We start from the raw sequence: 12608 nt of genomic DNA on the forward strand, positions 1-12608 counted from the left end.
AAACTAATCTTGATTAAGCCCCTTTTTAAAAAGAAGGGGCTTTCTATTTTCGGTATTTTTGTATCCAATGGATGTAGATACCTCACATATTTTTGCAATTGATGGTCCAGAAACATTTGAAACCTGCTGTTTAGCGGTATTCAACTATCAATACCAGCAAAATCCGGTATACCATACCTACTGTAAACTGCTTAAAAAACACCCGGACAACATCACAACATCGGCAGGGATTCCATACCTGCCCATTGAGTTCTTTAAATCCAAGAGTGTTGTTACCGCCAAGCTAAAAGCCAAAGACCCCATAATCTTTACGAGCAGCGGTACCACTGGCAGCACAATTAGCCGCCATATTGTGGCGGACATCACTATTTACGAACGTAGTTATCTTAAGGCATTTGAGCACTTTTACGGCCCCATTGCCCAGTATTGTGTGCTAGCACTTCTCCCTTCTTATCTTGATCGGCAAGGTTCTTCACTCATCTATATGGCCAATGATTTTATCCACCGCTCCCACCATAAAGAAAGTGGATTCTACCTAAACAATATAGAAGCGTTAAAACAGCAATTGGTGCGCCTGGACAATGAAGGCACAAAAATCCTACTGCTGGGGGTTTCCTTTGCACTCTTGGATTTTGCGGAAACCTACGGCCTTTCCTTAAAAAATACCATAGTCATGGAGACTGGGGGCATGAAAGGCAGAAGAAAAGAAATGATACGCTCCGCATTGCACCAGCGACTCTGCGAGGGCTTTGGTGTGGAACACATCCACTCAGAATACGGGATGACAGAGCTGTTATCACAGGCCTACTCCAAGGGAAACGGTATTTTTAAGTGCCCGCCTTGGATGCAGGTGAGTACACGGGATACGGAAGACCCCCTGACACCGCAAGCCGTGGGCAAGACGGGAGGGCTTAATATTATAGATTTGGCCAATGTGCACTCTTGCGCCTTTATTGCAACCCAGGATTTGGGCAAAACCTATGCAGATGGCAGCTTTGAGGTTTTAGGCCGCTTTGACCATAGCGACGTTAGGGGATGTAATTTGATGGTCATTTAATTAGGCCTAATGATCTCATAACTGCGAAAAGTACCAACTCTGCTCTTAGATATTGAAAGCATTGATGTTTGTCTAAAAAATTATCAATTACAAAGAGGATTGGGGAAATCCATGAGTAAAAACAATTTGTACACGAGTACATGAAAATATGTTTTTAGCTTAGTTCCGAAAAAGGTTGGTTTTTTGAAACATTCCTCGAAGCTGATAATAAACGATTACTTGAATTTTATAATCACTAAAAGTGATTAATCCAATAAGCCACAATCTATGGCTTTTTTAATAATCCCTACGCTATTTTTTGCCCCCAATTTACTCATTAGGTTCATTCGATGTGTTTCCACGGTTTTAATACTGACAAACAACTTTTTAGAAATTTCTTGTGTGGTCAACTCTTCACTGATGGCCTCTAAAACTTCCTTTTCCCTTCTGGTGAGTTTAGGTATAAAAGTTTCTGAATTTTGACGACCCAAAGCATAGTTCATTAATTTTTTCTCAATTTTATCTTGAAGGTATTGTCTGCCTTCCAATACAGTTTTCAAGGCTTCGATCAATTCGGTCTTTTGGGTGTTTTTGAGCAAATAACCACTGGCCCCATTACTCAACATTCTTTTTACAAAAGAAATTTCCTCAAAATTGGTCAATGCCAATATTTTAAGTTCAGGATATTGCTTAAGCAATGTTTTGCACAATTCTATACCATTTATATCTGGCAAATTAATGTCTAAAAGAAGAATATCGGGTTTGTCTAAATTTATTTTCTTCAATGTTTGTTGTCCGTTATCATAAGTTCCGACAACGTCTATCTCTGGGGTATTTGCAAGCATGGCTTTGATACCATTTAGTACCAAAACATGGTCATCGGTTATGGCTATTTTAGTTGTCATTTAAGTTGGTTGTATCTATTTCGATGCTATAGGAAGTTCCTTTTGAGTTAGAGATTACGTCTTTTGTGGCATTCAAATAATCTATTCTTGAATCTATGTTATTAAGGCCAATGCCTTTACTATCCACGTTATTTAAATCGTACCCTTTACCATCATCTTCTACGGTTACTTGGATGATATTCTCCCGACTGCTTATCTGTACTGTGATTTCTTTGGCTTCTGCATGCTTAATACTATTACTGACCAATTCCTGAATAATCCTATAGATATTTGCCTCGTTTTTTTTCGAAATTCGTGGATGCTCTCCTATATGATGGAAATTGATTTTTTGTTTCTGTAAATCATCCATAGTACTACAGTAATCGAACAAGGCCTCTACCAAATTGAATTTTTCAAGCGATGGCGGTACCAAATTATGGGAAATGGCCCTAACCTGTTCGCTGGACTTATCAATCATAGCCACTACTTCATTAATTACCACCGTATTCTGTGCTAACATTGAAGTTAGTTTGTATTTAATGGCGGAGAGGTCACCGTTAACCCCATCATGCAGTTCTTTAGCAATACGAAACCGTTCTTTCTCTTCACCTTCCATTAAAGACTCTAAAGTTTTTACCTGTTGTTCTCTTTTTAGAGCCAAAATCTCTTGATTTTTTCGCTTTTGTCGCTGTTGGTAGAGAAACCAGCCTAAAAGGGAAGAAACCAATAGAAAAATAGCGATTCCAGTCATGATACCATACTGTGTTTTCTTTTTTTGTAATTCTAACTCGTTTTTTTCTAGGGCCAATTTTTGTTCTGCTATTTCTTTGTCTTTTTTTTCTGTTTCATACTTAGTTTCAATTTCATTTATAATTTCTTCATTTGTCTCATTTAGCATACTGTCTTTATATCTAATATGAAGTTTATAACTTCCTAATGCCTTTACAGGTTGATTCTTTAAGGAATCAATATTACTTATGGCTAGATATATTTCTGAAATTGAAGGATAACTTTTTATTTTTTTTGCTAACACCAAAGCCTCATTGAAATGATTTTCAGATTTAACTTTGTTTGAAGTTTTACCATAAGTCGTCCCTAATGACATATGAGTTTGAATAAGATCATTTTCATCCCCTTGTTGTATTGAAATTTTTAGTGATTTATTCAAAAAATTTAATGCCTTTTCATAATCTCCTTTTCTGTCATATATAACGCCTAAATTGTTGTAATTTCTGGCGACCTCTTTTTTATTTTCGTTCTTTAGATTTACTTTGAGTGATTGCTCAAAATAATCAATTGCAGTATCTATTTTGTCCGTTTTACTATAAATTGTGCCAATGTTATTTAGTAAAGTTCCCAATGCAAAATTGATATTATCGTTGTTCGCTTTTTCCGATAACAATAAAGCTCTCTTGTTATACTTGATAGCATTATCATAATCCTTTTTAATATTATATAGATTGCCTATGTTTACTAGCTTAATGAACTCTCCGTAGGTGTTTCCGGTTTTTTCATCATATTTAACTCCCTGAAAATATGCTTGTAAGGCTTTTTCGTAATTATTTTGACGTTTATACATAACCCCAATAGAAGTATACAGAGCTGATTTTTCCAAGGAGTTTATTTCTGCAATTCTTAACGCCTTACTGAGATATACAAAGGCGGAATCATATTTGCCAGAAAATATAAATGCATTACCTATATTTTTATTAGCCAGCACTTTAAATTTTGCCAAATTCAGTTTTTCAGCATAACGCTCTAGTTTTTTTCCATAAGTAATAGCGGAATCAATATTTTCATACAAATAGTAATAGGCCAAGTCTCCTAGTATTTCGCCTTTAATAGTGTCTTGTTGTTTCTTTTTTAACTGTAGTTTTAAACTATCGATTACCGTAGTTTGTGAAAATCCACAAAAAGTAATTATCAGGAAGAATAGTAAGGTTGGTTTTCTCTTCAAAACACTTGAATTACAGAGTTTAAGATACATTTTTAATTTTGTCCATTCCATACTGCTAAGCTTCATTACTTAAATTAATGACAGTAATCGGAGTTTTGAACGTAATATCTTGAGTTATCCAAAAAAGTATTACCTTCTTCATTTGTTGATAGGTCGTACTCTACAATGGTTCCATCGGTGAAAGCGAGCTCTAAAACAGATATATCCCCAACGCTGTAAATATTATAGGTGCCCGAGTCGTTCTCATTGCTCCCAGCAGAACCGAATCCGTAACTTTCATCAAAGGCAATGTGTGAGTTGCCGTAATAGGCAAAGCTACCGTCAGGGCATAAATCAATGGTGCGTTTTTCAGAGCCATCGCCTCGAGTAAGTCCAAAATAGAGTTGTTTGCCCATGAGTTTTTGCTTCCAAAAAGTGGTTACATTACTATCTTCGGCTTTATAAAACTTTACTGAATTTGACAACTTATCAGCTTCTTTTTTATGTGTCGCAGTAAAGGCCGTGGTTTTGGTCACTATTAAAATGTTCATCCCTTTTCCTCTACCGTTGATGAGGCCAATTGCATAGGCTTTTACTTGCTGTCCGTTAAAAATACCGGTATAATAGCCTTCTACGCGATTATTGTTTTTCTCAACAAAATGGCTATCAGCTGAAAGCTGTACATTTCCTTCAGTGATGCCTTGTTCAGCAAAGGCCTTTAGTTCAGTTATACTTTTGGTGGTATTTGATGAAAGAATTAGTAAACCAGGTATGGTCTGATGCCCCAGTACGATATAATCACCATCTAACTGCCCTTGCCAGCCTTCTGGAATGTCAAAGCTTAGACCTAATTCTTGTAGATTTACTTGTTTTGAAAGTGTTTGTGCTTTCATCTGTATATTGCTCATTAAAATAATAAAAAGTATAAATGATTTTATAATTTGACCTATCATTTTCTTTTTGGTTTTTACAGTTTTAGATTGATTTTTGTGGTCAGTTGTTTTGTGGTTCTTTAATAAAAATGGAATTAGCATCACTCCGACCACTAGACAAAGGAATAGACACTCCATCTTTCCAGAATGTTGCAACATAATTTTCGTTACCTACTACGTAGACTACATTGTTATAGACATAAATTGATTTTGCAAAAGCGTTAGTACTTCCACCTGTTATAGAAGAAGCGATTCCATTTTTCCATGTGGTTGCCACCCATATGTTGTTGCCATTACGGACTTCTCCGGCAATATGAACATCATTATCGATGACGTAAACTGAGTTGGCGTTGGCCATGGTATTTCCATCTGTTAATGAAGTCGCTTCTCCATTTTTCCAGATTTTTGCTGTGGTAGGGCCATCGGATGTTTTTTGTTCCATACCAGCTACATACACATCATTTCCAGAGACATATACTGAATTTGCAAAACTGTTGCCAACTGTTAAGGAAATAGTTGCACTATTTTTCCAAACTGTAGCGTCAAATTGTTCATTACCTAAAATGGAACCCGTTACATACACATCGGCACCTGATACAAAGACATCCCTTCCCAAAACCTGAGCATTGACAAAACCAATACTTTCGGATAGCGTAGTGGTGACACCATTTTTCCAAAGTACTGGCATGAATCCGGTCGTATCGTCATACACATAACCAGTAGCATAGACATCAGCACCTTCAACATAGATTGAATGAGCCATGCTAATATCACTCGTTAGAGTTGTGGCGATGCCGTTTTTCCAAATAGTGGCTACCCCGTTTTGCTGACCGGCCACGTAAACATCATCATTCGTTACGTAGATCTTATTAGCGAGGCCACTACCACTTGCAAGATTAGTGACTGAACCATTTTTCCAAACCATAGCGACTGGTAAATCATTTTCATTCAGAGACCATCCAGCAATGTAAACATCCCCTTTATCGCATTCGGATACTTGTGTCTCTTCTACACTATAACACAAATCCATTTCACCCTCATCGACAACCAATTGTGCGATACCCACTAAAATATTACCACCGTTCCCTATTTTGCCTACCAAGTCAATAAACTTTAACAGGCTGGCAAATTGTTTTAGGTAATCTTCTACTTGTTCGGCACTGGTAAAACAGGCTGCAAGTGTAGTTGATTCATTAAAGAATGTATATAACACATCATGCAACAGGCCTAGTTTTTCTTGTTGTGTTGTAGCATCTTCAAAGCCGCCAAAAGTTTGCACATGCTGTTTGAAATTGGCAATCATTGGTTGTATACAATCGCCTAATGGAAGTACTTCAAGAATAATATCGCTCCCCCAGTTAATATAGTTGCTTAAAAGGGCCACTTGGTTTTCAATACTGGTGTCGGTTGATTTTCCGGTTCTTATCCTAATGTCATACTGCCCATCATTTTCAAAAGTATAGGTGTATTCAGCGGGTTGTAAGTCTCCTGGTAGCGGTGTTCCTCCATAAGCACTCGCAAAGGCGCCCATGGCTTGGCCGATAGTTGTTGGTAAAAAGGTAATGCGTTCTGAAGTAATACTTTTAATTTTCACTTCATCTTTATAGATGCCGATCTCAGTATCATATGTTTTACCAAGGTTGACAAAAGTAATTTCATTATTGGTCAACCTAATATCGACAGGGTCATAAGAATAATCCAGTTTACTGGACTTGCTAGCTTGAGGAAATAGCAGTTGATTGTAAAAAACAGAAACAGTTGTAGCTAGTTCAGGACTTGAAATATCTAAGGGACTTGTGTTGTTTTTTAGTTGTTTTTCAATGGAGTCCTCTATATTTTTAAGACCCGGATCTCCTAAAAATTTTGCTATCAATTCCTGTTTGGCCTCATCTGACATCAACAAGGAAAATGGCAAATTCATTAGCATCGCCAAAGCCGTTGATTTCGTATTAATTTCAAAATCGGTTTGTCCGGGATAGGTAAATCCCATCAACAGTACCTCGCCATTGTTATCACTCACCAATTGCGTTAAGAATTTATCTTCTTGGGTAACCATTTCATAGGTTCCATCTGATACAGTTGCTACGTCTATTGGCGATGAGATGGTGAGATTGTTAACATCTATACCGCTTTCAATCGGTACAACTATTTTCCCGGAAATGGTGCTCTGCGTAGTTGTGGGTGACGGGATTTCCGCTATGGGATCGTCATCTTTCACTATTGGTTCGTCTTTTTGGCAGCCAAAAACGGCGGCTAGAAAGAATACTACTATTGCTATTTTATTAAGTGCTGTTTTCATTTTATTTTAATATTCAAAAGTCCATACATCGTTCCATACCTCGAAACTTTGAAAACCTCCACTGCCGGCAATTTTCCAAATTTTATTAGCGTAGGTAACCGATGTGTGGAACGCTGATGCCGTATATCCAGCATTTTTTGCTGCTAGTTGCCAGTTTACCCCATCTTCGCTAAACCAAACATCGTCTAGTTCTACAAGCTCATTGGTCGCATTGTCAGAGCCACTCAACAACCAAATTTTGTCGTCCCATACGGTTATCGAGTGATTATGGCGTTGTCCATAGGGAGCATTATCTGTTTGTAAAGTCCAAACTTCTCCATCTATCGTGCTGTAAATTCTGGTATCGTTAAAACTACCTACACGCCAAATTTTATTTTGAAATACGGTAAATTCCGAGCCATTCATATTAAAGCCGGCATCATCTGTAACTTTTTGCCAATTTGTACCATCTGTACTGTTCCAAACTTGGTTGCGTGAATAGGAGTCGGCAATATCCCTGCCTCCAATGATCCACATTTTATTGTCAAAGACCAGCATTTTGTGATTAAATCTATTGTTGATATCTATGTGGTCGGTTACTTGTGTCCAGTTACTACCGTCACTACTGTTCCAGATATCATTAAACTCTTGGCTACCATTGCCGCCAATAACCCACATTTTGCCATCAAAGACTACCGAAGCATGACCGGTTCTAGCTGCGAAATTAGCATTGGCCGTTACTTGGGTCCATGTAACACCATCGGTGCTTGACCATACATCATTAAACTGTCCGCCGCAGCAAGAATTACCACCGATGACCCACATTTTGTTATCAAAAACCAAGGAATTATGGCCCCCTCTGGCTGTGAAACCGGCATCGTCCGTTACTTGAATGGCAGCTACTAAATCACGAGTTGTAAATGATTGCACGCTGCTTTCACTACTAGCATTAAAAACATCCCTTGCAACTACCTTCCAATAGTAGGTAGTATTATTTTTTAATGGACTATTGATGGTGTACGAATTAATTGTTAATTCATTGTCAATTATTGTAGTTGGGCTTGAAGATTCGTCTAGGAAAATTTCATAAACTATAGCATCGTTTTCTGCATCCGTAGCAACAGTCCAATTTAATTCAGGTGTTAACGACACTGATTCTTCATTTGCACTCGGCGCAGCTAAAACTACTGCAGATGGGGCTGTATTAGGTCGCATTTCGGTTTCAAAACTATATGGAGACTCCGAACTTAGCCCTTCCTCATCATAAGCTACAATCTTACCGGTAAATGAAGTGGAATAGGCTAAATCTGTAAAAGTGTAGGTGGTAGCCTCAATGTTTGATGCTACAGTTTGACCTTCCATTAAAACGGAATAAGAAACTTTGCCTCCTTCCGGATCATTTGCAGACGTCCAGGTGATGGTTGCAGTATTGTCCGTTATGGTTGTTGAAACAGTAAAGGCCTCAGGAGCTTCATTTTTTGTAGTATCTGCTTCGTCTTTTGAACAATTAATGAGAAGAAACATACTTAATGCTACACTCGAAATTTTTAAGCTTGTTTTCATATTTCATGTTTTTAATGGATAATTTTTTATTAGTTATTATTTACACGTAACTCCGTCATCAATTATAATTTCAGTACCATAATTAGTTAAGAGGTCACATACTGATTGTGGAATGGAAGTGAGGTAGTTTTCTTGTAACGACAATAGCGTTAAATTGGTCAAGTTTCCGATTTCGGAAGGTATTTCGGTTAGTTGGTTATTTTGTAAAGTCAAGTTTCCCAGATTAACTAAATCACCAAGTTTCCTAGGTATAGCCGTTAAATTATTTTTTTCTAATCTTAAGCTCACTAGATTTGTCAATTGACCAAGTTCTTCAGGTATTTCCGTTAAAGCATTATCGTATAACCATAAGGATCTTAAATTGGTCAATTGTCCAATTTGTAAAGGGAATGACGATAAGGAATTAGAGCTTAGAATTAAGCTCTCTAGATTTGTCATTTGACCAAGTTCTTCAGGTATTTCCGTTAAAGAATTACTGTATAACAATAAGGATCTTAAATTGGTCAATTGTCCAATTTGTGAAGGTATTGATGTTAAGGAATTTCGAGATAACACTAAGTCCTCTAAATTCGATAATCGCCCAATTTGTGAAGGAATTGATGTTATGGAATTATTATTTAGCCCTAAGGTTTTTAATTTTATTAGTTGTCCTATTTGGATAGGTATTTCTGATAAAGAATTATACTGTAACCATAAGCTTTCTAAATTAGTTAGTTGTCCTATTCGGGTTGGCACTTCGGTTAAGGAATTATGGTTTAACCAAAGGGTTTCTAAATTGATCAGTTGACCTATCTGTTCAGGTATTGATGTTAAGGCGTTGCTATTTAATCTTAAGGTATTTAATTTGGTTAGCTGTCCTATTTGAATAGGCACTTCTGATAAGGAGTTCTCCCTTAAATCAAATGTTTCTAAATTAATAAGCTCGCCTATTTGTGAAGGAATAGATGTTATGGAATTATAATCTAACCGTAGGTCTTTCAATTTTATTAGTTGTCCTATTTGGATAGGTACTTCCGATAATGAATTATTATGTAAAGTCAAACTTTCCAATTGGGAGAGTAAACCAATTTCTGGCGGTAACACATCTAAGCCTTTTTGCCCAAGTGATAAACGAGTTATAACACCGGCTTCATTTGTAGTGACCCCGGTCCAAGTACCAATATTTGGGTCGTTCAGTATCCAATCTAGTGTATTATTAGGGTTGGCATTAAAAATGGCTATTAATACGTCTCTTTCAGAATAAGAAATAGTCACCTCATAGATTGAGGAGGTATTGTCAGCCGCAGTAACCGTATAGTTCACTGGGTTTTTAAAGTTTTGTGTTCCAGAAGGGGTAATGTCAGCATTTTCAGACACTTGTATACTTGGCGTCAATGAATTGATATCTGCGGTCAATGGTACCGTTGCTGTTATGGTTTTAGCACTTTCATCTATTGTAGCAGTAATGTCCTCAGTTAGACCACTATTGTCATTGGCAGCAAAAACAAAACTTAGTATTTGTTTCCCATTACTCGGACCCAATGTGACGGTTACTTTATATATAACTGTGCTACCATCTTGAGCGGTAACAATGAACTCCTGCACTGTTGAAAAGTCTTTGGCCGTATTCAAATCCATACTCGCTTCCGGTGATAGTTCAATTGTAGGTAAAAGCGAGCTAATATCAGTTCCAAAAGGTACGGAGGCGCTAATAGTATTGGTTGTTTGGTCTATGGAAGCCGCAATATCTTCATCCAGAGCCTCATTATCCTCCGCTTTAAAGACAAAGCTCAACACTTCTTTTTCTGTGTTTGGCGCTATGTTCAATTCTGTTTCGTAAGTAGCTTTTGTGCCGTCTTCTGCCGTTATGGTATAGGTAATGGGGGTGCTGAAATCTTGTGCCCCTGTTGGAGTAACAGTAGCCTTGTCAGAAGCTGTTACGCTTGGGGTTAAAGCAGTAATAGTTGTACCGAAGGGTACAGTAGCTTCAATGGTTTTATTGGTCTCATCAATATTGGCAATTATCGCTTCAGACAATTCATTATTGTGGGTGGTATTAAACACAAAACCGGTTATTTGTTTTTCACCACTCTTTACAATTGTTTCCGTAACGGGTGACGTTACATTGCCATCATCATCTTTGCTGCAGCTTGCCAAAATCAATACCCCTATTAGGCAAATTAACTTTACGGTCGTTTTCATAACAAGACTAGTATAGAATTACAACCGCAAGCTAGGGTGAAGGGGTGAAAATAAGTTCAGGGCATATACTGAACTTTAAAAATTCAGGGTATACCCTGAGGAGAGAAGATTAGCACTAACTGGATAGTGGTAGCCATCGAGTGAAGTAAAAAAGGATATCAAGTAGTTATTGGTTTGGTTTAATTGTCATTACCCTTTAGGGAAGTTTGTAACTATACCAAAGCATAGACTGTAGTAATTCGTAAGAGTTCTTTTAAATGGCCGTTTTACGGCACAGTTCCTAAACCTTGGAAATATATCCCATCCCAGTTCCATTTTCCGTGTTTTTTAATAGTTTTAGAAATAGACCTTTTATGGGACCAAAAAATACATTGTTTTTTACCAGCAAAACAATTATTCATGGTGTTTGCCCTACTCCAAGTAGAAGATGTCTCTTGCAGTAATAGGGTCACTAGGACAATTACTTGACCACCAACACAAAATAATTCTTTTTCCCCCGCTGTAACAGTACAAACTTATGGTTCACAAGGTCTTTCTTGGTTATGGTATACGCCTCCGTGACCTTTTCCTTATTCACGGAAATGGAGTTCTGTTTCAATTCCCTGCGCGCTTCCCCATTGGAACCCAAAAACTTTGTTTTTGCAGCCAAGGCACCAATCATATCCAATCCTTGCTCTATTTCTGACATGGCGATTTCTGCTTTCGGCACCCCTTCAAAAATATCCAGAAAGGTGCTTTCATCCAACTGCTTTAAATCTGTGGAGGTAGACTTCCCAAATAAAATGCCGCTGGCCTTGATGGCATTGTCCAAATCTTCCTTGGAGTGCACCATAGTTGTGATTTCTGAGGCCAATTTCTTTTGGAGACTACGTAAATGAGGGGCCGCTTTATGTTCTTGAATAAGGGTTGCTATGGTTTCTTTGGATAAAAAAGTAAAGATTTTGATATACTTCTCGGCATCATCATCAGAGGTGTTTAACCAATATTGATAGAAACGGTAGGGCGATGTCCTTTTGGCATCCAACCAAACATTGCCGCTTTCGGTTTTGCCAAATTTGGTTCCGTCTGCCTTTGTGATCAAGGGACAGGTCAATGCAAACCCCTTTCCCCCGCCAATGCGCCGTATCAATTCCGTTCCGGTAGTGATATTCCCCCATTGATCACTGCCGCCCATTTGCAAAGTACAGTTATGGCTCCGGTACAGGTGCAAAAAGTCATACCCTTGAACCAATTGATAGGTAAATTCCGTAAACGACATCCCCTCTTTGGCTTCAGAGGACAGTCGTTTCTTTACGGAATCTTTGGCCATCATGTAATTCACGGTGATATGTTTTCCCACATCACGGATAAAATCAAGGAATGAAAAATCCTTCATCCAATCATAATTGTTCACCAAGACGGCTGCGTTATCCGCATCACTTTCAAAATCCAAAAAACGGGACAACTGTTCTTTTAATGCGGCTTGGTTATGGCGCAGGGTTTGCTCGTCCAGCAAATTGCGCTCAGCAGATTTCCCGGAGGGATCTCCAATCATTCCGGTGGCACCGCCGATAAGGGCAAAAGGCTTGTGGCCGGCCAACTGAAAGTGGCGCAACATCATTACACTCACTAAATGACCTATATGTAGGGAATCTGCCGTGGGATCAATACCAACATAAGCCGCCTGCATCCCAGATAACAGATGTGCTTCTGTGCCGGGCATGGCATCATGCAACATCCCCCTCCACTTTAATTCCTCCACAAAATTTTTGGTCATGGTTTTTTCCTTTTGAATAAGGTGCAAATATAACTTCTAGAA

At 38.1% G+C, this 12608-nt stretch carries 8 protein-coding genes; 1 reads left to right on the plus strand and 7 read right to left on the minus strand.

From position 1 onward, the window contains the following. Positions 1–67: 67 nt before the first annotated feature. Complete coding sequence (locus I595_RS05520; protein ID WP_054558384.1) at positions 68–1057, plus strand: LuxE/PaaK family acyltransferase; 990 nt, start codon at positions 68–70, stop codon at positions 1055–1057. 245 nt (positions 1058–1302) lie between these two features. Here I595_RS05520 and I595_RS05525 read toward each other — a convergent pair whose 3' ends face one another. The 7 genes from I595_RS05525 to tyrS form a co-directional block, all read right to left on the minus strand. Continuing rightward, complete coding sequence (locus tag I595_RS05525; protein WP_054558385.1) at positions 1303–1941, minus strand: response regulator; 639 nt, start codon at positions 1939–1941, stop codon at positions 1303–1305. Further along, complete coding sequence (locus I595_RS05530) at positions 1931–3943, minus strand: ATP-binding protein (protein ID WP_054558386.1); 2013 nt, start codon at positions 3941–3943, stop codon at positions 1931–1933. The genes I595_RS05525 and I595_RS05530 overlap by 11 nt, the downstream gene beginning before the upstream one ends. 8 nt (positions 3944–3951) lie before the next feature. Next, the gene (locus I595_RS05535; protein ID WP_157449649.1) at positions 3952–4764 is read right to left on the minus strand and encodes a hypothetical protein; all 813 of its coding nucleotides are present in this window, start codon (positions 4762–4764) and stop codon (positions 3952–3954) included. 85 nt (positions 4765–4849) lie between these two features. Then, entirely contained in the window at positions 4850–7087 is a 2238-nt protein-coding gene (locus I595_RS05540) for a hypothetical protein (RefSeq protein ID WP_054558388.1), read from the minus strand. Between the two features lie 6 nt (positions 7088–7093). Further along, positions 7094–8629, minus strand: a complete 1536-nt coding sequence (locus I595_RS05545; protein ID WP_157449650.1) for a Kelch repeat-containing protein — start codon at positions 8627–8629, stop codon at positions 7094–7096. 36 nt (positions 8630–8665) lie between these two features. Further along, positions 8666–10810: a leucine-rich repeat domain-containing protein gene (locus tag I595_RS05550; RefSeq protein WP_054558390.1), complete on the minus strand. Its 2145-nt coding sequence runs from the start codon at positions 10808–10810 to the stop codon at positions 8666–8668. A gap of 460 nt (positions 10811–11270) precedes the next feature. Beyond that, positions 11271–12566: a tyrosine--tRNA ligase gene (gene tyrS / locus I595_RS05555; protein ID WP_054558691.1), complete on the minus strand. Its 1296-nt coding sequence runs from the start codon at positions 12564–12566 to the stop codon at positions 11271–11273. Between the last annotated feature and the right edge of the window lie 42 nt (positions 12567–12608).

The sequence above is a fragment of the Croceitalea dokdonensis DOKDO 023 genome, from assembly GCF_001306415.1.
Taxonomy (GTDB): Bacteria; Bacteroidota; Bacteroidia; order Flavobacteriales; family Flavobacteriaceae; genus Croceitalea; species Croceitalea dokdonensis.

What these genes read in the sequence shown, in the direction of transcription:
- I595_RS05520 (WP_054558384.1), top strand. Translation starts at nt 68, where the DNA reads ATGGATGTAGATACCTCACATATTTTTGCAATTGATGGTCCAGAAACA.
- I595_RS05525 (WP_054558385.1), bottom strand. Translation starts at nt 1,941, where the DNA reads ATGACAACTAAAATAGCCATAACCGATGACCATGTTTTGGTACTAAAT.
- I595_RS05530 (WP_054558386.1), bottom strand. Translation starts at nt 3,943, where the DNA reads ATGAAGCTTAGCAGTATGGAATGGACAAAATTAAAAATGTATCTTAAA.
- I595_RS05535 (WP_157449649.1), bottom strand. Translation starts at nt 4,764, where the DNA reads ATGAGCAATATACAGATGAAAGCACAAACACTTTCAAAACAAGTAAAT.
- I595_RS05540 (WP_054558388.1), bottom strand. Translation starts at nt 7,087, where the DNA reads ATGAAAACAGCACTTAATAAAATAGCAATAGTAGTATTCTTTCTAGCC.
- I595_RS05545 (WP_157449650.1), bottom strand. Translation starts at nt 8,629, where the DNA reads ATGAAAACAAGCTTAAAAATTTCGAGTGTAGCATTAAGTATGTTTCTT.
- I595_RS05550 (WP_054558390.1), bottom strand. Translation starts at nt 10,810, where the DNA reads ATGAAAACGACCGTAAAGTTAATTTGCCTAATAGGGGTATTGATTTTG.
- tyrS (WP_054558691.1), bottom strand. Translation starts at nt 12,566, where the DNA reads ATGACCAAAAATTTTGTGGAGGAATTAAAGTGGAGGGGGATGTTGCAT.